The organism is Dyella halodurans, assembly GCF_026283925.1.
GTDB classification, from domain to species: Bacteria; Pseudomonadota; Gammaproteobacteria; order Xanthomonadales; family Rhodanobacteraceae; genus Dyella; species Dyella halodurans.
Genome location: NZ_JAPDPF010000004.1, coordinates 190,460 through 213,886, shown reverse-complemented (window position 1 = coordinate 213,886; position 23,427 = coordinate 190,460). Strand labels below are relative to the sequence as shown.

Here is a 23,427-nt window from a genome sequence, read left to right as displayed (position 1 = left end):
TATGGCCGAGAACGAGCAGAGCAAGACGGAACAACCCACGCCCTTCCGCCTGCAGGAGGCCCGGAACAAGGGCCAGGTCCCGCGTAGTACGGAGGTGACCGGCCTGCTGGTGACGGTGGTCTTCAGCATCACCTTGTGCGCCATCGCGCATTCGCTGGCAGGTGTCTGGGCGCATTGTTTCCAGCGGATGATGCTGATGGCCGGCAACGCGCCGTCGCCGTCGGTCAGTCTGGTGTTGTGGATTGCCGCGACCTTCAGGCCCGTGTGGCAGGCCATGATCCCACTGGTCATCGCGCTGCTCGTTACCGCCGTGATTGCCAACCTGGTGCAGACCGGTCCCGTGTTCAGCACCGAGCCACTGAAACCGGATTTCTCCCGTTTGAATCCCGCGCAGGGCTTCAAACGGATTTTTTCGCTGCGGCTGCTCTGGGACCTGTTCAAGCTCGTCTTCAAGGTGTCGTTGCTGGCCGGCATGGCGTGGTGGTTGACCGGGTCGCTGCAGCATCAGGTGCTGGCCACGGCGACTGCCGCACCCAGCGCTGCGGGCGAGTTGATGCGATCTGTCTACGTTCGCGTCACGACCTGGGTGCTTGCCGTACTGGCCTTCGTAGCGCTCATGGATCTGCTGTTTTCGCGTCGCGAGTACCTGCGCAAATTGCGCATGAGTCGCAACGACATCAAGGATGAAGTGAAGCGCCGTGAAGGCGATCCGGACATCCGGCATAAGCGCAAGCGACTCATGGTGGAGTTGCTGAAGCAATCGCGTTCGATTCGCCGTGTCCCCGACGCCGACGTCGTACTGACCAATCCCACCCATCTCGCCGTGGCATTGCAATACCGACCGCGCACGATGCGTTCGCCCGTGGTGCTGGCCAAGGGCACGGACGCCGTCGCCGCTGCCATGCGCAGCAAGGCAGCGGTTTCTGGCGTGCCGTGCTTGCGTTCACCCGCATTGGCACGGGCGTTGTTCCGCGAGTGCAACGTCGACAAACCCGTGCCCGATCATCTTTACGCCCAGCTGGCACCCGTCTACCGCTGGTTGATGGGCCGTTCCGGCAACAGGATTTTCTCGTGAGCGCGCTTTTTGCACAGTTCTGGAGCGGCAAGCGCGATATGGCGCTGGTGCTGGGCATGGTTGGCATCCTTGTCATCCTGTTCACGCCCATTCCGCCAGGGCTGCTCGATTTCTTGTTGGTTTTGAACTTCACGGCGGCGCTCCTGGTGCTGCTGATTACGTTCTTTACTGAGACGCCGCTGAGTTTCTCGACGTTTCCATCGTTGCTGCTCATCACCACGCTGTTTCGGCTCTCGCTGAACATTTCCGCCACGCGTTTGATCCTGGACAAGGGCAATGCCGGGCGAGTGATCAATGCGATCGGCTCGTACGTGGTGGGCGGCAACTACGTGATTGGCCTGGTGGTGTTTCTCATTCTGGTCGTCGTGCAATACGTCGTGGTCACCAGTGGTGCGCAGCGCGTGGCGGAAGTCGCGGCGCGCTTCACGCTGGACAGCATGCCCGGCAAGCAGATGAGCATCGATGCGGACATGAACATGGGTCTCATCGACCAGCATGAGGCCAAGCGTCGCCGCGCACTGGTGGAGCGGGAGGCGAGCTTTTATGGCGCGATGGACGGTGCCACCAAGTTCGTGAAGGGCGATGCCATTGCCGGCATCATGATCATCCTGATCGACATCATTGGCGGCTTGGCGGTTGGTATGCTTCAGCGGGGCCTTCCATGGTCCGAAGCTGCCCATCAGTACACGCTGCTGACCGTCGGTGACGGCATCGTGACGCAGATTCCGTCCCTGGTGATTGCCGTCGCGACGGGCATCATCATCACCCGCGCTGCTTCCGACGCACAACTCGGTACCGAGGTGACGCGTCAGGTCTTGTCCAATTCGCGCACGCTACTGATTGTTGCGGTGGCACTCATGGGCGTGATGACGCTCCCGGGCTTGCCTGCGTGGCCGGTACTCGTGGTGCTGGCTGGCGTTGTCGCCATGATCTTCTTCTCTGTGCGGGACAAGCGCTTGAACCCGGCGGAGGACGCCGAGCAGGTCGACCCAGAGCCTGTGGCGGGTCGCTCCGAGGAAGACATCTACAAGTTGATGGCGGTCGAGCCCGTCGAGATTCATCTCGGTACGGCCATCGTGGCGACGTACAAGGCCAAGAATCTGGATCTGGGCGAACGCATCGCGACGTACCGCAAGCAGTACGCCCTGGAGGCCGGCTTCATCCTGCCGAAGGTGAAACTCATCCAGGAAGCGCCGCTGGCCGAGCGGGGCTATGAGATTCATGTGCAGGGCTCGCGCGTTGGCAAGGGTGAGCTGCACTTTGACGCGCTCCTGGCTATCGATCCGGGCGGCAAGCGTCCGCGCCTGGAAGGGCGGGAAACCAAGGACCCTGCTTACGGCCTGCCAGCGCTCTGGATTTCACCGGAGCAGCGGCAGTTCGCACGTGGCGCGGGCTATACCTTGGTCGACCCGGAAACCGTGCTCATCACCCATCTCGGCGAGGTGGTGAAGCGGCACGCGCCGGAACTGCTGACGCGGGCAGAGACGGAGCGCCTGGTAGCGCGCGTGCGCGAACAACAAGCGTCACTGGTGGACGAGCTGATTCCTGGCGTCATGTCCTACACCGACGTGCAAAAGGTGCTCCAGCAGCTGTTGAAAGAGCAGGTGAGCATCCGCAACACGGAAGCGATACTTGAGGTGCTTGTCGATGCCGGCAAGACCTACAAGCAAACGGATGAGCTGGTCGAGCGTGTGCGCGAACGCCTGGGCCCGGTGATCTGCCAGCGCGTGAGCAATGCGCAGGGCGAGCTGCACGTGCTGACCTTGGCCGCCGAACTCGAACGCAATATTGTCGCTGCGCTGAGGCAACGCGAAGGCGCGAGCCTGATGCTCAGCGACGCGGGACAACTCGAATCCTTGCTGGGCGGACTGGCGAAGCAGTCCGAAGCCATGATGGTGCGCAACCATCTCCCCGTCCTGCTTTGCCCGAGCGCACTGCGCCGGCACCTGCGTGCGCTGGTACAGCGCAGCCTTCCCCATATCACCGTGCTTGGCATCAACGAGGTGCCGGCGTCTCTGGCGGTGAAGTCCTTCGGCGTCGTCACTGTGTCCCCATGAGGAATTCATGAGCAGCGTCATTTCCAGTATCGCCAGCTATCTCAGCCGTGACGTCGAGTCACTCGACGTTATTGGCCAGAACGTAGCAAACATGCGCACTGCCGGTTATCGCACGGAGCGCCTCAAGACTGATTTCCGTGCAGCGACTGCAGGTAGCGATCGCGCCCTCAGCATGCTGGATGGCGACCTCGACAAGACGGGCGCATCCCTGGACCTTGCCATACAGGGGCAAGGCTTCTTCGTCGTCGATGTGAATGGCCAGGAGCGGCTGACGCGAAACGGCCAGTTTCATCTGAATGAGGATAAGCAGCTGGTGGACGCCATGGGCCGCACCGTGATGGGCGAATCCGGCCCCATCACGCTCGACAGCGCCGCAGTGCAGATTGGCGCCGACGGCGCCATCAAGGACGGCGAAAAGAATGTCGATACGCTGAGAATCGTGGGCATTGCGGATGCCAACGGACTGCGCGAGATCGGCGATGGCCTGTATGCCTATAGCGGTACGACGAACGACTGGAACGGCACGCTGCACCAGGGTGCGCTGGAGCGGTCGAATGTCGACCCTGGCACCGAGATGGTGCGTCTGATGGAAGTGACTCGACACGCACAGTCCGTGCAACGGGCGATTCAAGCCTATGACGCCGCCATGCAGAGCGGTGTTTCCCATCTTGGCGACAACGCCTGAGGATCCGACCATGATTGACGCGCTTTATATCGCTACCTCCGGCCTGAAGAGCCAGCAGAGTCAAATCGACACCCTGTCGAACAATATCTCCAACATGCAGACGCCCGGCTTCAAGGCCAAGCGCGTCGCCTTTGGCGACATCACGACGATTTCGCCGGCACAGGTGGCAGCGGGCCTGCCGCCGGAGAGCGCCGGAGCGGGTTCGGAAATCATTGCCACTACGGCGTTGTTTTCGCAAGGCCAAATGACGCAGACGAACAACACCTGGGATATTGGCATTCAGGGCAGCGGCTTTCTGGAGATCGCCGACAGTAATGGCAACCATCTCTATACGCGTGCCGGCCAGCTGCATGTAGACAGTGAAGGCTATCTGGCCACCGTCGACGGCAATCGCCTGGCGCAGAACATCCAGATCCCGCCCGACGCTGCGCAAATCCAGATCAATCAGAGCGGCCAGATCTACGCGAACGTGGGTGGTAGCGCGACCCAAACGCTGTTGGGCACCATCGAACTGAGCATATTTCCATCCCCGGATGGCTTGCAGTCCGTGGGTGGCAACAACTTCGTCGCTACCCAGGTTTCTGGCGACCCGAGCGTGGAGAAGGCGAACGAGAACGGCACGGGCAGCATTCTCCAGGGTTCGTTGGAGAGCTCCAATGTCGACATGGTTACTGAAATGTCGTCGTTGGTCATCGCACAGCGCGCCTATCAGCTGAACGCCCGCGTGTTGCAGGCTTCGGACCAGATTCTCGACACCATCAACAATCTTCGCCAGTAGTCATGCGCTACTTCCTTTTCGCGCTCGCGATCTTGTTGCCACTGCGTCTCCTCGCGGCGAATGCCCCGCAGGAAGTGGCGGCGTCGCGCCTCGTTGGCGCGGCTCAGGATGCGCTGCGCGGGCACCTGCCGAGCACCGGGGAGGCGTCGCTGGCTCCCATCGGTACGCCAGAGGATGTACGTGTACCCGCCGGCGTCGTCAGCCTTCAGGTGCATCCCATCAGTGGCCGGTGGCCACGGCCCCGCGTTGGCGTGCCGGTGGATGTGCTGGTTGATGGTCGGGTGATGCGATCGGCGACGGTGTGGTTTGCCGTGAGCATCCAGGACAAGGTGCTCACCTATGGGGAACACGCGCCCATCGGCGTCCTGGCTTCGGCACTGCGGATTCAATCGACGGAAGTGGACGTGGCGGCATTACAGGAAGAGCCCATCGACGCCCCGACGGAACTCGCTGGAATGCGCCTGCGCAAACCGGTTCAGGCGGGAGCCGCCGTTTTATGGAGCGATTTCGAAAAGATTCCGGATGTTGATCGGCAAGAGAAGGTTCGTGTGCTCGCGAGCTACGGTGATATCCACCTGGCGACGCGCGGTGTAGCCAACGAAATGGGGAATACGGGAGACGTCGTTCCGGTCCTCGTCGAGGGTGCCGATGAACCTGTGCGAGCACGGGTGACAGATAAGGGAGTGGTCGAAGTTGTCCAGTAAACGTGGAATTCTCTTGTTCCTGGCGTGCGCGGTCTTGGCGACGACACTGCATGCACAGCGATCCAGTGGTTCGATGATCGAGCCCGATGCCTACCGCGGATTGGCGGCCGATCGACGTGCCCATCAAGTGGGCGACACCTTGACCGTCGTCGTCACCGAGACGGCACAAGCGTCGGCAAGTGCCAATACCGACTCGGACAGCAACGTGCAGCTCGCGGCCAACACGCAGAACAGGTCCGCTCAACACAACTATGGCGTCGGTCTGGCCGGCAGCAATGCGGGTGAGGGCAAGACCACACGAGCGGGCATGCTCCAGGCGCAGCTGACTGTGCGCGTCATCGCCGTCGAAGGCAACGAGATGCTGCGCGTTCGCGGTGAACAAACCGTCGTGGTCAACGGCGAGAAGCAGCACTTTGCGCTCACCGGCCTCGTGCGTGCGGAGGACATTTCAACGACCAATGTGATCCTTTCCAACCGGATCAGTGAGGCGAACATCGAGTTCACCGGTCAAGGCGATGTGTCCGAAGCGCAGCGTCGAAGCATTCTCTACCGCATTGCACGTTGGTTGCGCCTCATATGAAATATTTCGTACTCATCGGTCTTTTTCTGGGCGCCTGCTTGCTCCCTGCGCACGCGGACCCTGGAAGCGTGCGCCTCAAGGAGATCGCCCGCATCGAGGGTGTGCGCGACAATCCGTTGACCGGCTACGGCCTGGTCATCGGTCTCGCCGGCACGGGCGACACCAGCAAGAATCACCTGACGGTTCAGTCCGTGGCGAACACGCTGAGCCACTTCGGCGTGAACATCAGCCCCGACGACCTCAACAGCCGCAACGTTGCCGCCGTGCTCGTGACGGCGACCTTGCCTGCTTTTGCCGAATCCGGGCAGAAACTCGATGTGTCCGTTTCATCCCTGGGCGATGCTCGTAGCCTGTCGGGCGGCGTGCTGCTGTTGACGCCTTTGAACGGCCCGGATGGAAAGATGTACGCCCTGGCACAGGGAGCCCTTTCGGTCGGCGGCTACGACATTCGTTCGTTTGGCAGCGTCGAGCAGAAGAATCATCCCACGGTTGGACGCGTACCCGACGGTGCATCCGTCGAACGGGAAGCGCCATTGGGCCTCAATACCGACAGCCGCACGCTCGACGTGGTGTTGTATCAACCGGACTTCACTACCGCCGAGCGCGTAGCCGAGTCGTTGCGCCGCAATGCGGGAGTATCGGCGGTGGCTGAGCATGCGGGTAAGGTCAAGGTGACATTTTCCTCGCCGCCCGCCGACATGGTGCGGGCGATCTCTTCGATCGAGAACGTGCCGGTGATTCCGGATGCGATCGCACGCGTGGTTGTGAATGAGCGCACGGGAACGGTGGTCTCCGGTGGTGACGTAAGGCTGGGAAGCGTGACCATTTCCCAAGGCGACCTGCGCGTCTCCGTACAGACCGACTACCTCGTGTCGCAGCCCGAGGGGCTGATCAATCCTTCGCGAAATATCAGCACGGCGGTGGTGCCGCAGTCGACCATTCGAGTGCAGGACCCCGAGGCACGCATGGTCAATATGCCCAATGGCGCCACGGTCGCCGATCTCGTCAGTGCGCTGCGAGCCATCCATCTCTCGACGCGCGATGTCATCACCATTCTTCAATCGATCAAGGCTGCCGGCGCTCTGCACGGTGACCTCGTGATTCAGTGAGGTAGACCATGGATCTAACCACCGAAGCATTGCGTCTCAGCATGGGGATGGCACGCACTCGTGCCGAGCTCGCGAGCGCCAACATCGCCAACGTCGATACCCCGGGATTTCGTGCGCAGCGCGCGGATTTCAGTCAGGCGATCGGACTGCTGCACCAGGCGGCGGTCGACCCGGGAATGAATAGCGCGAACCTGCGCATCGAAGGCAATCGTACGAGCCTGTCGGCGGTGGCCACCACCGATGCCGACGACGTGGCAGTGCACCTGGACGGGGAGGTCGCCGATCTCGAGGCGGCCAGCTCCGACTATCAGACGATGACGGCCGTACTTTCCCGACGTTTTTCGCTCATGCAGCTTGCGCTGGCAGGCAGGGGTTGATCATGGTTGACCAGATTTTCGCGGCCACACGCTACGGCCTGGAATACGAACGCCTGCGACTGGAGGCGGCAAGCCACAATATTGCCGTCGCCAATACGCCTAGCGATACCGCCCAGGCCGCGCGACTCATGCGTGTATCGACGACGTTTCTGCCGCATGTGGGAACGTCCGGATCCTTGGTGGCAGGGCATTTGCCGAGGCCCATGCTGGTTGAAACCGAGGCCGCCGAGCGAAAAGTCCACGACCCTTCGGACCCCGCTGCCGACAAGGACGGCATGGTGAGTTACGCCAAGGTCGATCTTGTGGAGGAAATGAGCTCGCTGATGGACGCCAGCCGCGCCTACGAGGCCAACGTGCGGGCTTTCAACACGCTTCGCGGGATGGCGCTTCACGCGCTTGATCTGGGTGGTGGGGCATGAGCTTGGTTCCGATTGATCCGATATCGCTGGGCGGCGTGGATGCGGCGCGGGAAATGTCGCCGCTGTCCGCCACGCAGGGCCCGAACTTCATGGACACCATCGGGACGGGCTTGAACAGCATCAATGCCGATCTCTCGCAGGCGGACGCCTTGGCGCGCCAGTTGGCGGCTGGCGACAAGGTTCCGGTGCATGACGTGATGATCGCTTTCGAGCAGGCGCACCTGAAGCTTCAAATGGCTGTCGAGGTACGCAACCGAATCGTCGATGCGTATCAGAGCCTGACCAACATGCAGTTGTAACGGCGAGTGTCAGGCAACAGTTCTATATCCGGAGCAAGTATGCAGCAGTTTCTTTCCAATCTCTCTCGCCGAGCCCGGGTCGGCTTTGCGCTGGGTGCGTTGATCATTATCGGCGTGGGCGGCGGTGTTGCGTGGTGGGCGGCCCATCCCGACTTCGGCGTGCTTTTTCGAGACCTTAAAGACACTGATGCAGCCGAGATCACCACGGCGCTCGGTCAAATGCAGGTGCCTTACCGCATTACCGATGGTGGCCACTCGATCCTCGTACCGGAGGGTGCGGTTTACGAGACGCGCATGAAGCTCGTCTCGCAGGGAGTGCCCAAGGGTGGCAGTGTCGGCTTCGAATTGTTCAAGGATTCGGACTACGGCGTCACGGAGTTTGCGCAACGGGTGAATTTTCAGCGGGCGCTGCAGGGCGAGCTGGAGCGAACCATTGACGCCATGGACGAGGTCTCCACCTCCCGCGTCCACCTGACGATTCGCCGGGAAGATCTGTTTGCGCACGATGGCGATGCTTCCAAGGCATCGGTGACGCTCGCGATCAAACCAGGCAAGCACCTGGATGCCCGCCAGGTCGTGGGTATCCAGCGTCTGCTTGCATCCGCCGTCGAAGGCTTGTCGTCGGATGCCGTTGTAGTACTGGATGGTAATGGCACGGTGCTTTCCGCACACGGTGCGGATGGCGCCGCGGCCGCAAGCGATCATATGGATGAACAGGCACAGCTGGAGCTGCAGCTGCGACAGAAGGTCGCCACGCTTCTGCACCGGGCGCTCGCCAATGACGACTTCACGATCTCGGTGGACGTTCGCGTCAACTATGACCATGTAAAGCAGGTGCGCGAGCGCCTCATCGCGCAGGGCAAGGACGGTAACGGCCTGTTGGTCAGGGAGAAGACCGGCTCGACGGGCAGGGCGGCGGACGATTCCGATCCCGATCATGCGAAAGCCGGCTCGGCCAGCAGCGACCGCGAGGTTGAGTACGCGCATGGCCGGGAACAGGAGGAGATCGTGCAGGCGCCGGGACGCATCGAGCGCATCTCGGTGGGCGTCGTGGTGCCAAGCCTGATGCCGGAGGCGGAGCTCTTCAAGCTCTCCGAAGTGGTTTCTGCGGGACTCGGCCTGGAAGCGAGCCGCGGCGACAGGGTCGATATTGCGTCGATTGCGCCGCCGGCGGTCGCCGCAAGCAATCCGCCGCATGCCTTGCCCCCCGTTGCAGGAAAACCCGCTGAAATTGTCGAGAACGATCGGCCCCAGGTACCTGCAGCGAGTGTCGACTCGCGCTTGCCGACCTGGATCTATCTGGTTCTCGGGGCTACGGTGCTCGTTGTTGCCTCGCTGGGGGTGACCCTGAGCTCGCGTCCCCGGCAGCGACGGCTGACGGCGCCGGAGCGCGAGGAGGCGCTGCAACGTCTGCGGCAGTGGGTCTCCTCAGTCGAGGTGAAGTCGTGAGCTCGACCGGCATGCGCAAGGCGGCCGCCTATCTGGCGACGTTGCATCCCACGGACCGGCTGTGGCTGCTCGCGCAGCTACCCATGTCCAGCGCACGTGAACTTGGTCCGCTCATCAGGGAAGTGGAACCTCTTGTGAAGGTCGCGCCGGGCGCTGTCGCCGACCTGTTGGCCGACCAGGCGTCTGCCACGTCGAATGAAGTGCCCGCGCCGGATCTTTTTATAAGCACGCTCAACACGCTTGATGAATCCTGGGCTGCGCGAATCATCGCCGGAACGGCTCCCGACCACGCGGAAATCTATCTGGCCGCATGCGTCCGCCAGCGCGCCATGGGCATACGCAGCGAGCTGAACGCGCTGCCGCCCTCGTTCCCGCCCGCGCTTGCGCAATGCCTGGCGAACGAGCTTGCGGTGATGGCCCATGGTGCGGAGGCGACGACCGCATGATCCGGCGACTGACCGACGATGCGAGCGTATCCAGCGCCGTTCTGCACCTTCCGGTCGCAATGACGCACGGAGAACCCGCTGCTGCGGATGACGCGGATGCTGCGCTTTACGGCGATGGCTACCGCGAAGGATTCGAGGCAGGAGAGGCGGATGCGCTGCGCGAAGCCGCCGTGCGCCTGGAGAAGGTGGAGACTGAGCTGCGTATTCGTCTAGAAGAGGCGGAGGCTGCGTTGTTGCAGGCGCGCGATCAATGGGATGCGCTCGCCGCTGGCTTGGCGAATGCAGAGCAAGCTCGAGCCGCCAACATGGAGAAAGACGCTTTCGAGATAGCGTTGCTGGCGCTTTCCGCGGTGTTCGGCGAGAACACCGGCGATCGCGAACTGCTCGGCCGCCTGGTGACCCAGGTGATCAGTGACCATCGTTCCGATGCCTTGTGCCTCCAAGTCGCTGAATCAGACCTCGCCTTGCTTCCCAGTCAGATCGACGGAATTCGGGTCGAATCGATTGCTGGCCTGGCGCCTGGCGCGTGCGCCTTGCTGACGGCGCGCGGCCGCGTCGAGACGTCGATTGAAGCGCGACTGGATGCCATTTATCGCTCGATGGTGCAGGCGCTTAAAGAGGCGTCGTCGTGACCTCCGCCACGGTGATGAAGTTTCGAGCGGCCCTGGCGGAGACGGCGATGGTTCGTCGCCTTGGCCGCCTCGTGGCGTTCAATGGACTGGCTATCGAGGCTGAAGGCCCGGATGCTCTGATCGGCGAACTATGCCGGGTTTCGGGCCATGGTTCGGACGGTCCAGTCTTGGCCGAAGTCGTCGGCTTTCGCGAAGGCAGGGTCCTCCTGATGCCGTTTGGCCATTTGCGCGGCATGCCCATTGGCGCCACGGTGGAAGCACTGGGTCGGCGCTCGCGTATTCCCGTGGGCAAGGAGATGATCGGGCGCGTGCTCGATGCCTTCGGCGCCCCGCTGGATGGCAAGCCGGCGTTTCGCGCCACGGCCGAGCGCGACATCCATGGCGAGGCCGTCAACCCCATGGCCCGGGCCCCCTTGAACGAGGGACTTGAGACGGGTGTAAAAGTCATCGATGGCCTGATGCCGCTGGCCAAGGGCCAGCGCGTTGGCATTTTCGCGGGAAGCGGCGTGGGCAAGAGCACCTTGCTTGGCATGCTCGCGGGCCATGTTCGAGCCGATGTGATCGTCGTTGGCCTGATCGGCGAGCGTGGCCGCGAAGTGACCGACTTCCTCCAGGATGCGCTGAGCAAGGAAGGACGTGAGCGCTCGGTGCTGATCGTTGCCACAGCCGATCAGCCGGCTTTGACGCGAACACATGCAGTGCATGCGGCCCATGCGGTTGCAGAACACTTCAGAGAGCTTGGGCTCGATGTTCTGTTGGTGATCGATTCCATCACCCGTTTCGCCATGGCTCAGCGCGAAGTCGGTTTGGCCGCTGGCGAGCCGCCCACGTCGCGCGGCTACCCGCCGTCAGTCTTCAATCTGTTGCCGCAGATCCTCGAACGGGGAGGCAGCCTTAAAGGTGCCGGCACGATAACAGCCGTTTATAGCGTGCTGGTGGAGGGCGACGACATGAATGAGCCCGTGGCGGATCATATGCGCGCCATCCTCGACGGCCACATCGTGCTTTCGCGAGATCTGGCCGCACGCGGGCAACTGCCCGCCATCGATCTGCTGTCGAGCGTCAGTCGCCTGCAGGCCAAGGTTTGCCAGGCCGAAGAGCTGGATTTGATGCGACAGACGCGCGCCATGGTGGCGCTCTATGAGTCATCGCGCGACTTGGTCGAGATGGGGGCCTATCAGGCGGGTAGCAATCCGGCGCTCGACGACGCCCTGCGCCGGCAACCGCGCATCGTGGAGTTCATCCGCCAGTCGCCCGGTGAACGCTGTTCGAGAGAGTCGAGCATGCGCTTGCTTCGCGAAGTCGTTTCAGGCGAAGCCGCATGAGCAAGTCTTCGGTCCGCTCCTACGATGTTCTGAATCGTATCGCGCGAGTCAAGGCCGCACAGGCTTCGATGGCGCTCGCTGAGGCAAGCCGCGCCGAGCAGGCTGCTTCGAGCCATGTCGATCAGGCGTCCTCCCTTTGTGTGGCCGCTTCAACTGCCCGCGAGCGCTGCATCAGCAGTGACGGCAGCTTGCATCTCGGCGAATACTGGATGCTGACCGAGCTTCACGATTCACTGCAGGTTCGCCGCGAAGCAGCCGTCGACGTGTTGCAAGAGGCTCAAGCCGAACAGAGCGCGCGAGGATTGGCGGCCGGGTCTGCCCAGCGCTTCGCTGACGGCGTCGAAGAGGAACTCACGCAGCGCCGCCACGAGGTGACCCGAGAAATCGAGGGACGACTATTGGCGGACTCACTTGAACTGTGGATGCAGCATGGGGAAGAGGCATGATGGATTTGTCTCCGGTCCCCGGCTTGCAGGGGCGCGCGTCGAGCAGCCAGTCTCAAGTGTCGGCCAATGATTTTGCCGATGAGTTGAAGAAGGAGCCGCCGCGAAAGTCCGCCGACTCCTCACGCCAGGACGCAACCCAGGAGGCAGTCAAGCAGGACGCCGAAGTACGCGGTGAAACCTCACGCGACGCGCCATTGCCTGCGCTGAGCGAGGGTGAGAGTTCCCTTGCCGAGGCGTCCACCGGCGACCCGTACGCCGTGTCGGACCTTGCCACGGTGGAGCAGGTCTTGTCGGCTCGGGTCTTTGGTCTCCATCTGCAGGCCTCGGGCTATCTTTCCGAATATCGCCTGGCTGCCCGTAGTGCGCAGGCAAATGACCCTCGCCTCACCCGGGAAGCGATCAGTACCGGCGATCTTGATATCCAGCATGCATCGCCGGACGACGCGGCTACGACATTCGCTACGGTCGAGGGCGCGGTGGGCGAGGCTGCGGATCTTGGCTGGACCAATGTGTTCGTCCCGATGACCGGCACGACCGAGTCACAGGAAGCCCCGGAAGCTTTGGCGCTGCCGCAGTCTGGCGCAGGGGCGTCGAGCGAGCTCAGATGGCATCAACGAGCACTGCGACTGATCGCGCGGCCAGACGGGAAATACGTTGCCTGGTTGCGCGACTACATGCTTTCCGAGGATGAGGCGCGCCAGCTGGCGACGGGCCTCGTCCAACAGATGAAGGGGCAGGGGATGACCCTGCAAAGCATCATGTGGAACGGCCATGAGATCTGGTCGTCCATGAATATCGATTGAGGAGCGTCACATGTCCGTCGAAGCCATCGGCAATGCGCTGAGTACGACCGATCCGTCAACACTGTCGAACTCGGGGATCAACGAGCAAGATTTCATCAAACTGTTTGTAAGCCAGCTGCAATTCCAGGATCCCATGCAGCCGCTCGACAATAGTCAGTTTCTTACGCAGCTGGCGCAGTTCGTGAGCATCGAGCAACAGAGCGAGGAGGTCAGCGGCATCAATAACCTGCTGACACTGGATTCTTCTGACCAGTCGCTCGGCCTGTTGTCGCACACCGTCCAAGTGACCAACGCGGACGGTTCGACCACGACCGGCAAGGTCACCGGTATCCAGTACACCAGCAGTGGTGTGCAGATGACGATTACCACGGGCACGAGCAGCGTCATTACCAATGTCGGCTTGTCCCAGATCCAGCTCGTAACCCCTTGAGGACTGAGCTATGCCAAGCATCATGCAAGCGCTCTACAACAGTGTTTCTGGCCTTTTCAGCTTCTCTCAGACGTTGAATACGATCAGCAACAACGTGAGCAACATGAACACGCCCGGGTTTCGCGGAAGCGATTCGTTCATGGAAAACGTGCTCGATGACAACGGATCCCGGGTCGCTGGCACCGGTCTCGACCTGAGCGAGGGTCAGATCGAGCAAACCAGCACCAGCACCGACGTGGCGATCGACGGCAAGGGGTTTTTCATACTGCAGGACCCGCAGGGCACCACGTATTACACGCGATCCGGGCAGTTTGAATTCAACGACAAGGGACAGTTGGTCGACTCCGTCAACCAGTATCTCGTGCTTGGCTACGCTACGAACGGGAGCTACGGCCCCATCGATATCTCGTCGCTGGAAAAGCTTCCGGCACAGGCCACGAGCAGTATTTCGATGGCAGGCAACGTCGATCCAACCAGTCCTTCGGATACCGTCAACAACGTGACGGTCTATGACGCCCAGGGCAATTCACATGTGCTCACGGTGACGCTCACCAGCAATACCTCGGTGACGCCAGGGAGCTGGCTGGTGAGTGTGACCGATGCCGGGGGAACGTCGCTCGGAAGCGGCGAAATTCGATTCGCTACGGACGGTACCTTGCAGCCCGGCTATACCAGCGTAACCGCCAATGCGAGCTGGGGTCCAACGCCTCAAGCCTTGGCCTTTAGTTTTGGTACGGCGGGCGGACTGTCAGGGACGACGACGTTTTCCGGCACGGCGTCCACGCTCGCGGCCCAGGTCAAGGACGGCCACGGCGTCGTGGGTCTTTCTTCGGAAAGTTTCGACACGACCGGCACCTTGCAGCTTGCCTATGCGGACGGCGAAACCAAGGCCGGCCCACAACTCGCACTGGCGACATTCCAGGACGAGTCAAGCCTGCAGATGATCCAGGGAAATCTCTATCTTCAACCGCAGACCCAGATTGCCCAGGTCGGTCGGCCAAGCTCGACGGTATTCGGAAAGATCGACGGTAGCAGCCTGGAAATGTCGAATGTCGACCTGACCCAGGAGCTCGCCGATATGATCGTGATTCAGCGCGGCTATCAGGCCAGTTCACGGGTCATGACGGTATCGAGCGACATGCTGCAGCAGCTTTACGATTCGACGCGGGGCGGCTGATGATCGATCCAGTACGTTTTGGGTGGCTGGGCGAGTCGCGGCGCATCGAATTGCATGCTCTGCTGGTTCGCGAAGTCTCCGAATGGTCGCGAGAGTGGTGGATGGCGCATTCCGCCGCCGCCATCGACGTGTACCCGCTTGACGAGTGGGCGTCCGTTGAAGAATCGCCCGCCACATGGCGGGTGGGCGCGGGAACACTCCAGTTGATTCCACACAAGGGTGAAGCTGCCCTGGGGAGTCACCTCGCCGCGCACCTCGAAGATGACGCCTCCGCGCTTGCCGCACGAGTTGGCGGACGCTCGCTGGCGGACTTGGCCAGCCGGCTTGGCCGCCGCGCGGGGGCTCCCGTCCAGGTCGTCACTGAAGACAAAAACGGAGTCGGTGCGTACCAAAGGTTGGAGTTGGGCGCTTACATGGCCACGCTGTCTCTCGGCAGCTATACGCTCGCCCTCGCCATGGACCGGGCATTCGCGGATCTTCTGGCACCCCCGAAGCATTACGAGAAGGCGGCTTTGACGTCCCGCTCACAGGCGATCAACGGTGCCAACGTGTCGCTGGAAGTCTGCATCCCGCTGGGCAGCGCGCAGCTCTCGCAACTGGACGACCTGCGGATCGGTGAAGTACTCGTCGGCGACGCCTTGCTGACTGCGCCCGTCGAGGTACGGGTCACCGGCGTTAATACGGTGGCCTTCGCGAGGCTGGGTGAAGGCGAGTCCTCGCGTGTCATCACGCTTACCCATTCCATCTGAGCTCGGAAAATCGACATGAACGAAGAACTTGCTGCAACTGCCGGGGTCCCGCAAGTCAAAGGGGAAGCCCAGGAAGCCCATCCGCTCATCAAGCGCAATCTTTCCTTATTGGGTCACGTCAATGTCCAGCTAGACGTGCTCGTTGGCCGAGCAAGCGTTTCGGTAGAGCGCCTCTTTTCCCTGGCTAAGGGCGACGTGGTGGCACTGGATGCTGGCATGGACGAGCCAGTAACGATTCGGCTGGACGGCAAGGTGGTGGCCAAGGGGCACCTGGTAGCTGTGGGCGATCAGTTCGGCGTCAAGATCTCGGAGATCCTCTGACATGTTTCGAAGTGGAAGCCTTGGGCTGGCCCTCATTCAAGCCGCACCAGCGTCTTCCGGGTTGCCGTTTCGCTCCGAATCGACCGTTTCGATGGACCGGTTCGTGTTTGCCATGCTCGCCGTATCGTTGCTTCTCGTCGCAGTGATCGCGGCACTTTACGTGGCGCGAAAAAAGGGCTGGTTCGATGGCATGGCGTTCCGTGGATCAGCCGCACCAGGTGATCGTTCGGGGCTGTCGCTTCGCGCTTCCAGGCGAGTCAGCGCATTCACGGTCGTACATGTGCTTGCCCGTGGTGACCGGGAATTTCTGGTCGTGGAGTCAGTTCGAGGGGCAACGGCCCAGATTCACATGATGCCCTCGTCCCAGGAAGGGCAGGAGAGCGCGCCATGAGGCCGCGCTTTTGGACCGCACTGCTGTGCGGCGTTACCTGTCTGTTTGCCTGCAGTGTGCTTCACAGCGAGCCCATGCCCGGGCTCTTCAGTCGGCTGGCCAACGACGATTACTCGCCGGTGCTGCGTTCCTTCGTGATGCTGTCTGCGCTGGCTTTCCTGCCATTGCTGGTCATTGCGCTGACCAGCTTCACGCGGATCATCGTCGTGCTGTCGCTGCTCAGGAGCGCTCTTGGCCTGCAACAGACGCCACCGAACAGCGTGCTGTTGACGCTTGCGATTTTCCTTACGTTGTTCTCGATGAATTCCGTATTCGAGGCGGCGAAGCAGTCCGCCATCGATCCATACAGTCGCCATGAGATTTCCGCCGATGTGGCGCTTGCCAAGGGTTTCGAGCCCTTCAAGCAATTCATGGTGCGTCAGACGCGGGAAGAGGATCTTCGGGCTGTCATACAGATGGCCAAAGTGCCGATGCCAAAATCGATCGACGAGGTTGGTGCGCTGCAGCTGATACCGGCATTCATGCTGAGCGAGCTCCGCACGGCTTTTCAGATTGGCTTTGTCATTTTCCTGCCGTTCCTGCTGATTGATCTGGTCGTCGCGGCCATTCTCATGGCGTTGGGCATGATCATGCTGCCGCCTACGACGATTAGCCTGCCTCTCAAGATTCTTCTATTCCTCTTGGTCAACGGCTGGGCGCTCTTGGCTCAGGCGCTGCTGAATAGTTATCACTGAGGGGCCCTGGCTTGGACGCGAACGAACGTCAGCTATGGGATCGTTGGAGAGACCATCATGACGTCGACGCCAGAAGCGAGCTGGTCGTCCGCCATTCGGACTGGGCGCGTCAGGTCGCTCGGTCCGTGTATTGCCGCATCTACGGTGCCTCAAACATCTGGGAAGACTGCGCCCAGAACGCGTTGATCGGGCTGCTGGAGTCGATTGACCGCTTCGATCCTTCCCGCGGTGTCGACTTCGAACCTTATGCCAGGTTTCGCGTGCGTGGCTCTGTCTTCAATGGACTCCGGCAGCTCTTGCATCCTTCGGGGCGCGTTAGCGACAAGGACGAAGCCCGCAACGCCGTACGTGAGCGCGCCATGTCCATTCAGGAGGATAGCTATGACGATCCGCTTGAAGCCTTCGTTGCCACGGCGGTAGGACTTGGGCTGGGCTTCTTGTTGGATGCGCAATCGCTTCCGGTGCCGGCGGCTCACGCGGACGCGTACACGGCTGCCGAGGAACGGGAGAGGGATGCGCTGGTCTCCGAGTTCGTCAAATTACTGCCGGAAAAGGAGCGCTTTGTAGTCGTCATGCACTACTACCACCACCTTCCGTTCGTCGAAGTAGCCGAAAGGCTGAAGGTAACCAAGGGACGCATTTCCCAACTGCATAAACAGGCACTGGAACGGCTCAGGTTTCTTCTTCGTGACCACTGGACCGAGTCGGCCTGAAGCCTTTGTAGTAGCGACCGGTGCAGTGAAAGTCGTCCGGGTCCAGACTGCTCTCGAGTGCTGTGTAAGAGGCCATGCCGTACGTTGCACCTGGGCGATTTCGGTCGTCGGCGTGGCGAATCTCCCGAAGCGGACGGGCTTCTGGTCAGCCGGACTGATGGGCATCCGTGACCCTCAGCAACCAGTCCTGGCGAGGAGCGCGATTTGAGAGCGTTGAGCATCGCCCTTTTTCCGAAGGGCCTTTGATGTCTCGGGCTCTTTGACACTTATCTGGCACGGCGAAACTGCAAACGAAAAAGGCCACCTGAGTGGGTGGCCTAAGTCGTTGAATCTCGATGGTGGGCGATGCAAGGATCGAACTTGCGACACCTGCCGTGTGAAGGCAGTGCTCTACCGCTGAGCTAATCGCCCGCCGAGAGCGCGCTAATATACGGGGGACGGGGCGGCAGGTCAAGACTCCGGCCCGGAGGCGTCGGACGGCCGTGCAGTTGGCTGAAAGGTTGATGGGTACAATAGCCCGTTTTCCCCGCGGCGCCAGGCTCATGGACTTCCTGCAGCACGAATTTACCCACATCCTCGAATCCCTGCAGCGGTTCGAATTCACCCCCTGGAAGATCGTTGGTTTCCTGGGATCGGTGATGTTCACCAGCCGCTGGTTTGTGCAGCTCTACTACACGCGCAAGCTGAAAAGGGTGGTGATGCCGCTGTCGTTCTGGTGGCTGTCGGTGATCGGCAGCGCCTTGCTGCTGTCCTATTTCATTTTTGGCAAGAACGACTCGGTCGGCATTCTTTCCAACTTCTTCCCGTCGTTCGTGTCGGTCTACAACCTGGTCGTGCACATGCGCGAAGTGAAGCGCCGCTCGCTGGTCGAAAGCGAGGTGTAACTGTAGAAGCGCCTCTAGGGAAGGTCTGAACAAGCCGTCATTCCCGCTTTCGCGGGAATGACGAGCTGTTACTTCCTCGGGCCTTCCCCCAGACCTCAGTCCGGGTCGTAGTCGAGGTTGGGAGCCAGCCAGCGTTCGGTTTCCTCGCGCGTCCAGCCCTTGCGCTTGGCATAGTCGTCGACCTGTTCGCGGGTGATGCGTCCGACCACGAAGTACTGGCTGTCAGGGTGCGAGAAATACCAGCCGGAGACCGCGGCGGTCGGGTACATGGCGTAGCCTTCCGTGAGTTCGATGCCGGTGTTGCGCGTGGCATCGAGCAACTGGAACAACGTGCGCTTCTCGGTGTGGTCGGGACAGGCCGGATAGCCGGGGGCAGGGCGGATGCCGCGATAGGTTTCGTTGATCAGCGCCTCGTTATCGAGTGTCTCATCGGGCACATAGCCCCAGAATTCGCGCCGTACGCGCTCATGCATGCGCTCGGCGAACGCTTCCGCCAGGCGGTCGGCCAGTGCCTTGAGCAGGATCGACGAGTAGTCGTCATGCGCGGCCTCGAAGCGCTTCACGTGCTCCTCGATGCCGATGCCGGCGGTGACGGCGAAGCCACCGATCCAGTCCTGTTTGCTCGCATCTTTGGGCGCGACGAAATCGGCCAGCGAGAAATCGGGGCGCTCGACCGGCTTGTCCACCTGCTGGCGCAGGTGATGCAGCGTCGCCAGCTTCGCGCCGTCGGCGCCATAGACCTCGGTGTCGTCGCCGGCCTGCGCGGCAGGCCAGAAGCCAATCACGCCGCGCGCGCTCAGCCAGCGCTCGGCGATGATCCGGTCCAGCATGGACTGGGCATCGCGAAAGAGTTCGCTGGCCTGGGCGCCAACGATGTCGTCGGTGAGAATCGCGGGATAGCGGCCCGCCAGCTCCCAGGCATTGAAGAACGGCGTCCAGTCGATATACGTCCGCAACTCGGCGAGATCGTACTCGTCGAACACGGTGATGCCGGGCTGGCGTGGCTGCGGCGGCTGGTAATTCGTCCAGTCGCAGGTGAATCGCTGGGAGCGTGCCTTTTCCAGCGACACCAGTTGCTTGCCGGGGCCGCGATTGCGATGGCGCTCGCGTACTTCGGCGTACTCGGCGCGGATCTTGGTCATGAACGCATCGACCAGGTCCTTGCTGACCAGCGATTGCGCCACGCCGACGGCGCGGGAGGCGTCCTTGACCCACACGGTGGGGGACTTGTAATGCGGCTCGATCTTCAGCGCGGTATGCGCGCGAGAGGTCGTCGCGCCGCCAATCAGCAAGGGGATGTGGAAATCCTGTCGCTGCATTTCGCGCGCGACCTGGCTCATCTCTTCCAGCGAAGGAGTGATGAGACCGGAGAGACCGATGATGTCGGCGTTGTGCTCGCGCGCGGTGTCGAGGATCTTCTGCGCCGGCACCATCACGCCGAGGTCGATCACCTCGAAGTTGTTGCAGCGGAGCACCACGCCGACGATGTTCTTGCCGATGTCATGCACGTCGCCCTTGACCGTGGCCATGACGATGGTGCCGTTGTTCTTGCCCATGTCGCCGGTGCGAAGCTTCTCTTCCTCGATATAAGGCAGCAGGTAGGCCACGGCCTTCTTCATCACGCGGGCGGACTTGACCACCTGCGGCAGGAACATTTTGCCGGCGCCGAACAGATCGCCGACCACGTTCATGCCATCCATCAGCGGGCCTTCGATCACGTCCAGCGGACGCGTGGAAAGCTGGCGCGCCTCCTCGGTGTCCTCGTTGACGAACTGATCGATGCCATGCACCAGCGCGTGGCTGAGTCGCTCGCGCACGGACTTCTCGCGCCATGCGAGGTTTTCGACCACCACTTCGCCCTTCTTCGCCTTGAATTTCTCGGCGATCTCCAGCAGGCGCTCGGTGGCGTCGGGTCGACGGTTGAGCACCACGTCCTCGACGCGATCGCGCAACTCTTCCGGCACGTCGTCGTAAATCATCAGCGCGCCGGCGTTGACGATGCCCATGTCCATGCCGGCCTGGATCGCGTGATACAGGAAGACCGAGTGGATCGCCTCGCGCACGGTGTTATTGCCGCGGAACGAGAACGACACATTGGACACGCCGCCCGACACATGGGTATCGGGGAAACGACGCTTGATCTCGCGGGTGGCCTCGATGAAGTCCACCGCGTAGTTGTTGTGTTCCTCGATGCCGGTGGCAATGGCGAAGATGTTCGGGTCGAAGATGATGTCTTCGCGTGCGAAATCGAGCCGTGTGGTGAGTAGCTCGTAGGCGCGCGAACAGATCTCCACCTTGCGCTCGCAGGTATCGGCCTGGCCTTGCTCGTCGAACGCCATAACGACGACCGCGGCGCCATATTGCTGCACCTTGCGCGCGTGTTCGAGGAAGACGTCCTCGCCTTCCTTCATCGAGATGGAGTTGACGATGCCCTTGCCCTGCAGGCAGCGCAGGCCGGCCTCGATCACCGTCCACTTGGACGAATCGACCATCACCGGCACGCGGGCGATGTCGGGCTCGGCGGCGATCAGGTTGAGGTAGCGCGTCATCGCCGCCTCCGAGTCGATCAGGCCTTCGTCCATGTTGACGTCGATGATCTGCGCGCCGTTGGCGACCTGCTGGCGCGCGACGTCCACGGCCTCTTCGTAGCGGTCTTCCTTGATCAGCTTCTTGAATTGGGCCGAGCCGGTGACATTGGTGCGCTCGCCGACGTTGACGAACAGCAGGTCAGGTGTGATGACCAGCGGTTCCAGGCCGGAGAGACGGGTGTGACGGGGCATCATCGGAGCTCAGGCAGCCTTGGAATGGTCAGAAGAAAGTGCGCGCGGCGCGCAGTCGCGCACGGCATCGGCAATGGCCTTGATATGGGCCGGCGTGGTGCCGCAGCAGCCACCGACCAGGTTCAGCAGGCCGTCGCGGGCGAAGCCGCCGATCACCGAGGCCATCTGCTCCGGCGTTTCGTCGTATTCGCCGAACGCGTTGGGCAGGCCGGCATTCGGATGCGTGCTGACGAAGCAGCTGGCGGCATTGGCCAGCACCTGCACGTGCGGACGCAGGTCGGCAGCGCCCAGTGCGCAGTTGAGGCCCACGGAAAGCGGGCGCGCATGTTGCACGGAGTAGTAGAACGCCTCGGCGGTCTGGCCGGACAAGGTGCGGCCGGAGCGGTCGGTGATGGTGCCGGAGATCATCACCGGCACGCGGTTGCCGCGCTGGTGGAACAGCTCGCTGAGGGCGAACAGCGCCGCCTTGGCGTTGAGCGTGTCGAAGATGGTCTCGACCATGACGATATCGGCGCCACCATCGATGAGGCCGCTTGCCGCTTCGGTGTAGTTGAGGGCCAGCTCTTCGAACTTGACGTTGCGGAAGCCCGGGTCATTCACATCCGGTGACAGCGATGCCGTGCGGCTGGTGGGGCCGAGTACGCCAATGACGAAGCGGGGCTTGTCCGGTGTCTTCGCCTCGATCGCGTCGCAGGCGGCACGGGCCAGGCGCGCACCCGCCAGGTTCAGCTCGTAGGCGAGGTGTTCGAGGTGGTAATCGGCCTGGCTGATGCGGGTGGAATTGAAGGTATTGGTTTCGACCAGGTCCGCGCCGGCTTCGAGATAGGCCTCGTGCACGCCGCGGATGATGTCCGGATTGGTCAGGGTCAGCAGGTCGTTGTTGCCCTTGAGGTCGCAACTGCCCGGATGGTCGTGCGCTTGAGCGCTGTCGTGGCCCGCCTCGAAGCGCTCGCCGCGGAACGCGGTTTCGTCGAGTTCATGGCGTTGCAGCATGGTGCCCATGCCGCCATCGATGATGAGGATGCGTTCGCGCAGTAGGCGCTCCAGCAGGGCGACGCGTTCGGGGTGTAGCCAGGGCAGCATGCTCATGGGGATTCTCGATTCAAGGCTTGCGCGCGAGCAGGCTGGTCACTTCGAAGTGAGGCGCCTTGCGTTCGCGGCTAAGCCGGGTACAGCTCAGTACATCCAGTCCGGCAGAACGGGCGAAGCCGCCCAGTTCATCGGCAGAAAAACCAAGATTGAGGTGATCGAAGGGCTCGACCACGGCGCGGTGATCATGCTTGCCGAGCGTCACCGCGAGCAGTCGTCCGCCCGGGCGCAGGAGGCGCGAGGCCTCGGCCACGGCTTTGGCGGGCTGTTCCGCATAGGTGAGGGCGTGCAGCATCAGGACAAGGTCGAAGCGTCGCTCGCCCAGGTCCAGGGCATGCATGTCGCCGTGGCGAACCTCGACATTGGTGAAGGGCTTCAGCCGCTGTGCCGCCGCTTCGGCCACTCTTTCGCTGCTGTCCACGCACACGATGGAGCGTGCATGCGGGGCGAGCAGTTCGGCGGTGATGCCGTCGCCGGAGGCGATATCCAGCACATCGCCGGTTTCCAGCAACTGCAGCAGCGAGCGCGCCAACGTCTCCCAGGTGCGACCCGGCGAGTAGTGGCGCTCCATATCGCCCGCCACGGTATCGGCCCAGCCTTCCGAGCGTGCGCGCTGGGCCAGCACGCCAGGCAGGCGCGCGGCGTCTTCGCGCAGCAAGGCATCATTGATGCTGTCGCGCAGGGACTTCAGCAGCGCCTGCTGCTGTTCGTCGCTCTCATTGTTGGCGCGGTAATACGCCGATACGCCAGCGCGGCGGTCGCGCACCAGGTCGGCTTCCTTGAGCTTGGCCAGATGGGTGGACACGCGCGGTTGCGCCAGATGCAGCACGGCAGCCAGTTCGGCCACGGTGAGTTCCTCGCGTTCCAGCAGGGCGAGCAGGCGCACACGGGTCGGGTCCGCCAGCAGGCGCAGCACACTGGAGGCGGTGGCCAAGTCCATCTAGCATCCTTATATCGCGATAAAGAGATACGCAA

27 protein-coding genes and 1 tRNA gene are annotated in these 23,427 nt (G+C 62.1%); 24 read left to right on the top strand and 4 right to left on the bottom strand.

The window, feature by feature from the left end; all coding sequences use genetic code 11:
- Position 1: 1 nt before the first annotated feature.
- The 23 genes from OUZ49_RS10070 to OUZ49_RS09960 all read left to right on the top strand — a co-directional run bounded on the left by OUZ49_RS10070 (position 2) and on the right by OUZ49_RS09960 (position 17,699).
- The gene (locus OUZ49_RS10070) at positions 2-1,075 is read left to right on the top strand and encodes an EscU/YscU/HrcU family type III secretion system export apparatus switch protein (RefSeq protein ID WP_266150250.1); all 1,074 of its coding nucleotides are present in this window, start codon (positions 2-4) and stop codon (positions 1,073-1,075) included.
- Positions 1,072-3,132: a flagellar biosynthesis protein FlhA gene (locus OUZ49_RS10065; RefSeq protein WP_266150249.1), complete on the top strand. Its 2,061-nt coding sequence runs from the start codon at positions 1,072-1,074 to the stop codon at positions 3,130-3,132. Before OUZ49_RS10070 ends, OUZ49_RS10065 begins: the two co-directional genes overlap by 4 nt.
- Positions 3,133-3,139: 7 nt before the next feature.
- Entirely contained in the window at positions 3,140-3,817 is a 678-nt protein-coding gene (locus OUZ49_RS10060; protein ID WP_266150248.1) for a flagellar hook-basal body protein, read from the top strand.
- 10 nt (positions 3,818-3,827) lie between these two features.
- Complete coding sequence (locus OUZ49_RS10055) at positions 3,828-4,595, top strand: flagellar hook-basal body protein (RefSeq protein WP_266150247.1); 768 nt, start codon at positions 3,828-3,830, stop codon at positions 4,593-4,595.
- A gap of 2 nt (positions 4,596-4,597) precedes the next feature.
- Positions 4,598-5,299, top strand: a complete 702-nt coding sequence (flgA, locus tag OUZ49_RS10050; protein WP_266150246.1) for a flagellar basal body P-ring formation chaperone FlgA — start codon at positions 4,598-4,600, stop codon at positions 5,297-5,299.
- A gap of 73 nt (positions 5,300-5,372) precedes the next feature.
- A complete protein-coding gene (locus tag OUZ49_RS10045) occupies positions 5,373-5,879 on the top strand; it encodes a flagellar basal body L-ring protein FlgH (protein WP_266150431.1) in 507 nt (168 codons plus the stop codon).
- The gene (locus tag OUZ49_RS10040; protein WP_266150245.1) at positions 5,876-6,988 is read left to right on the top strand and encodes a flagellar basal body P-ring protein FlgI; all 1,113 of its coding nucleotides are present in this window, start codon (positions 5,876-5,878) and stop codon (positions 6,986-6,988) included. The genes OUZ49_RS10045 and OUZ49_RS10040 overlap by 4 nt, the downstream gene beginning before the upstream one ends.
- An 8-nt stretch (positions 6,989-6,996) precedes the next feature.
- Complete coding sequence (locus OUZ49_RS10035) at positions 6,997-7,365, top strand: flagellar basal body rod protein FlgB (protein ID WP_266150244.1); 369 nt, start codon at positions 6,997-6,999, stop codon at positions 7,363-7,365.
- 2 nt (positions 7,366-7,367) lie between these two features.
- Positions 7,368-7,784, top strand: coding sequence for a flagellar basal body rod protein FlgC (locus OUZ49_RS10030; protein ID WP_266150243.1), 417 nt, complete (start codon positions 7,368-7,370; stop codon positions 7,782-7,784).
- Positions 7,781-8,083 carry a flagellar hook-basal body complex protein FliE gene (gene fliE, locus OUZ49_RS10025; protein WP_266150242.1) on the top strand — a complete coding sequence of 101 codons (303 nt, stop codon included), beginning with the start codon at positions 7,781-7,783 and terminating at the stop codon, positions 8,081-8,083. Before OUZ49_RS10030 ends, fliE begins: the two co-directional genes overlap by 4 nt.
- 39 nt (positions 8,084-8,122) lie before the next feature.
- Positions 8,123-9,532: a flagellar basal-body MS-ring/collar protein FliF gene (fliF, locus tag OUZ49_RS10020; RefSeq protein WP_266150240.1), complete on the top strand. Its 1,410-nt coding sequence runs from the start codon at positions 8,123-8,125 to the stop codon at positions 9,530-9,532.
- Entirely contained in the window at positions 9,529-9,978 is a 450-nt protein-coding gene (locus OUZ49_RS10015) for a hypothetical protein (RefSeq protein WP_266150239.1), read from the top strand. Before fliF ends, OUZ49_RS10015 begins: the two co-directional genes overlap by 4 nt.
- Positions 9,975-10,610 carry a FliH/SctL family protein gene (locus OUZ49_RS10010; RefSeq protein WP_266150238.1) on the top strand — a complete coding sequence of 212 codons (636 nt, stop codon included), beginning with the start codon at positions 9,975-9,977 and terminating at the stop codon, positions 10,608-10,610. The genes OUZ49_RS10015 and OUZ49_RS10010 overlap by 4 nt, the downstream gene beginning before the upstream one ends.
- Positions 10,607-11,935 (top strand): FliI/YscN family ATPase, encoded by a 1,329-nt coding sequence (locus OUZ49_RS10005; RefSeq protein WP_266150237.1) that lies wholly within the window; start codon positions 10,607-10,609, stop codon positions 11,933-11,935. Before OUZ49_RS10010 ends, OUZ49_RS10005 begins: the two co-directional genes overlap by 4 nt.
- Positions 11,932-12,381 carry a hypothetical protein gene (locus OUZ49_RS10000; protein ID WP_266150236.1) on the top strand — a complete coding sequence of 150 codons (450 nt, stop codon included), beginning with the start codon at positions 11,932-11,934 and terminating at the stop codon, positions 12,379-12,381. Before OUZ49_RS10005 ends, OUZ49_RS10000 begins: the two co-directional genes overlap by 4 nt.
- Positions 12,354-13,184 carry a hypothetical protein gene (locus tag OUZ49_RS09995; RefSeq protein ID WP_266150235.1) on the top strand — a complete coding sequence of 277 codons (831 nt, stop codon included), beginning with the start codon at positions 12,354-12,356 and terminating at the stop codon, positions 13,182-13,184. The genes OUZ49_RS10000 and OUZ49_RS09995 overlap by 28 nt, the downstream gene beginning before the upstream one ends.
- Before the next feature lie 10 nt (positions 13,185-13,194).
- Positions 13,195-13,614, top strand: a complete 420-nt coding sequence (locus OUZ49_RS09990; protein WP_266150234.1) for a flagellar hook assembly protein FlgD — start codon at positions 13,195-13,197, stop codon at positions 13,612-13,614.
- Positions 13,615-13,624: 10 nt separating this feature from the next.
- Complete coding sequence (locus OUZ49_RS09985) at positions 13,625-14,791, top strand: flagellar hook protein FlgE (RefSeq protein ID WP_266150233.1); 1,167 nt, start codon at positions 13,625-13,627, stop codon at positions 14,789-14,791.
- Positions 14,791-15,540 carry a hypothetical protein gene (locus tag OUZ49_RS09980; RefSeq protein ID WP_266150232.1) on the top strand — a complete coding sequence of 250 codons (750 nt, stop codon included), beginning with the start codon at positions 14,791-14,793 and terminating at the stop codon, positions 15,538-15,540. The genes OUZ49_RS09985 and OUZ49_RS09980 overlap by 1 nt, the downstream gene beginning before the upstream one ends.
- A gap of 15 nt (positions 15,541-15,555) precedes the next feature.
- Positions 15,556-15,861, top strand: coding sequence for a FliM/FliN family flagellar motor switch protein (locus OUZ49_RS09975; protein ID WP_266150231.1), 306 nt, complete (start codon positions 15,556-15,558; stop codon positions 15,859-15,861).
- Between the two features lies 1 nt (position 15,862).
- Positions 15,863-16,252 (top strand): hypothetical protein, encoded by a 390-nt coding sequence (locus OUZ49_RS09970; RefSeq protein ID WP_266150230.1) that lies wholly within the window; start codon positions 15,863-15,865, stop codon positions 16,250-16,252.
- On the top strand, positions 16,249-16,986 hold the full coding sequence (gene fliP / locus OUZ49_RS09965) for a flagellar type III secretion system pore protein FliP (protein WP_266150229.1): 738 nt from the start codon (positions 16,249-16,251) through the stop codon (positions 16,984-16,986). Before OUZ49_RS09970 ends, fliP begins: the two co-directional genes overlap by 4 nt.
- 11 nt (positions 16,987-16,997) lie before the next feature.
- Positions 16,998-17,699 (top strand): sigma-70 family RNA polymerase sigma factor, encoded by a 702-nt coding sequence (locus OUZ49_RS09960; RefSeq protein WP_266150228.1) that lies wholly within the window; start codon positions 16,998-17,000, stop codon positions 17,697-17,699.
- Between the two features lie 336 nt (positions 17,700-18,035).
- On the opposite strand, the gene OUZ49_RS09955 is transcribed toward OUZ49_RS09960, so the two are convergent.
- Positions 18,036-18,110: transfer RNA gene (locus tag OUZ49_RS09955), tRNA-Val, on the bottom strand.
- 131 nt (positions 18,111-18,241) lie between these two features.
- On the opposite strand from OUZ49_RS09955, the gene OUZ49_RS09950 reads away from it, so the two are divergent.
- Positions 18,242-18,583 (top strand): lipid-A-disaccharide synthase N-terminal domain-containing protein, encoded by a 342-nt coding sequence (locus tag OUZ49_RS09950; protein WP_266150430.1) that lies wholly within the window; start codon positions 18,242-18,244, stop codon positions 18,581-18,583.
- 95 nt (positions 18,584-18,678) lie between these two features.
- Here OUZ49_RS09950 and metH read toward each other — a convergent pair whose 3' ends face one another.
- From metH to OUZ49_RS09935, 3 genes are read right to left on the bottom strand one after another with little or no spacing between them, the layout of a single operon-like run.
- Positions 18,679-21,366 carry a methionine synthase gene (gene metH / locus OUZ49_RS09945; protein WP_266150227.1) on the bottom strand — a complete coding sequence of 896 codons (2,688 nt, stop codon included), beginning with the start codon at positions 21,364-21,366 and terminating at the stop codon, positions 18,679-18,681.
- Between the two features lie 6 nt (positions 21,367-21,372).
- Positions 21,373-22,452 (bottom strand): homocysteine S-methyltransferase family protein, encoded by a 1,080-nt coding sequence (locus OUZ49_RS09940; RefSeq protein WP_266150226.1) that lies wholly within the window; start codon positions 22,450-22,452, stop codon positions 21,373-21,375.
- A 13-nt stretch (positions 22,453-22,465) separates the two neighbouring features.
- A complete protein-coding gene (locus tag OUZ49_RS09935; RefSeq protein WP_266150225.1) occupies positions 22,466-23,392 on the bottom strand; it encodes an ArsR/SmtB family transcription factor in 927 nt (308 codons plus the stop codon).
- Positions 23,393-23,427: the final 35 nt, after the last annotated feature.

Coding starts and splice junctions, on each gene's coding strand:
- OUZ49_RS09975 (WP_266150231.1), top strand. CDS start 15,556: ATGAACGAAGAACTTGCTGCAACTGCCGGGGTCCCGCAAGTCAAAGGG.
- OUZ49_RS10030 (WP_266150243.1), top strand. CDS start 7,368: ATGGTTGACCAGATTTTCGCGGCCACACGCTACGGCCTGGAATACGAA.
- OUZ49_RS09990 (WP_266150234.1), top strand. CDS start 13,195: ATGTCCGTCGAAGCCATCGGCAATGCGCTGAGTACGACCGATCCGTCA.
- OUZ49_RS10000 (WP_266150236.1), top strand. CDS start 11,932: ATGAGCAAGTCTTCGGTCCGCTCCTACGATGTTCTGAATCGTATCGCG.
- OUZ49_RS09985 (WP_266150233.1), top strand. CDS start 13,625: ATGCCAAGCATCATGCAAGCGCTCTACAACAGTGTTTCTGGCCTTTTC.
- OUZ49_RS09940 (WP_266150226.1), bottom strand. CDS start 22,452: ATGAGCATGCTGCCCTGGCTACACCCCGAACGCGTCGCCCTGCTGGAG.
- OUZ49_RS09935 (WP_266150225.1), bottom strand. CDS start 23,392: ATGGACTTGGCCACCGCCTCCAGTGTGCTGCGCCTGCTGGCGGACCCG.
- metH (WP_266150227.1), bottom strand. CDS start 21,366: ATGATGCCCCGTCACACCCGTCTCTCCGGCCTGGAACCGCTGGTCATC.
- OUZ49_RS09970 (WP_266150230.1), top strand. CDS start 15,863: ATGTTTCGAAGTGGAAGCCTTGGGCTGGCCCTCATTCAAGCCGCACCA.
- fliE (WP_266150242.1), top strand. CDS start 7,781: ATGAGCTTGGTTCCGATTGATCCGATATCGCTGGGCGGCGTGGATGCG.
- OUZ49_RS10070 (WP_266150250.1), top strand. CDS start 2: ATGGCCGAGAACGAGCAGAGCAAGACGGAACAACCCACGCCCTTCCGC.
- OUZ49_RS10040 (WP_266150245.1), top strand. CDS start 5,876: ATGAAATATTTCGTACTCATCGGTCTTTTTCTGGGCGCCTGCTTGCTC.
- OUZ49_RS10060 (WP_266150248.1), top strand. CDS start 3,140: ATGAGCAGCGTCATTTCCAGTATCGCCAGCTATCTCAGCCGTGACGTC.
- OUZ49_RS10035 (WP_266150244.1), top strand. CDS start 6,997: ATGGATCTAACCACCGAAGCATTGCGTCTCAGCATGGGGATGGCACGC.
- OUZ49_RS09980 (WP_266150232.1), top strand. CDS start 14,791: ATGATCGATCCAGTACGTTTTGGGTGGCTGGGCGAGTCGCGGCGCATC.
- OUZ49_RS10055 (WP_266150247.1), top strand. CDS start 3,828: ATGATTGACGCGCTTTATATCGCTACCTCCGGCCTGAAGAGCCAGCAG.
- fliF (WP_266150240.1), top strand. CDS start 8,123: ATGCAGCAGTTTCTTTCCAATCTCTCTCGCCGAGCCCGGGTCGGCTTT.
- OUZ49_RS09950 (WP_266150430.1), top strand. CDS start 18,242: ATGGACTTCCTGCAGCACGAATTTACCCACATCCTCGAATCCCTGCAG.
- flgA (WP_266150246.1), top strand. CDS start 4,598: ATGCGCTACTTCCTTTTCGCGCTCGCGATCTTGTTGCCACTGCGTCTC.
- OUZ49_RS10045 (WP_266150431.1), top strand. CDS start 5,373: ATGATCGAGCCCGATGCCTACCGCGGATTGGCGGCCGATCGACGTGCC.
- OUZ49_RS10010 (WP_266150238.1), top strand. CDS start 9,975: ATGATCCGGCGACTGACCGACGATGCGAGCGTATCCAGCGCCGTTCTG.
- fliP (WP_266150229.1), top strand. CDS start 16,249: ATGAGGCCGCGCTTTTGGACCGCACTGCTGTGCGGCGTTACCTGTCTG.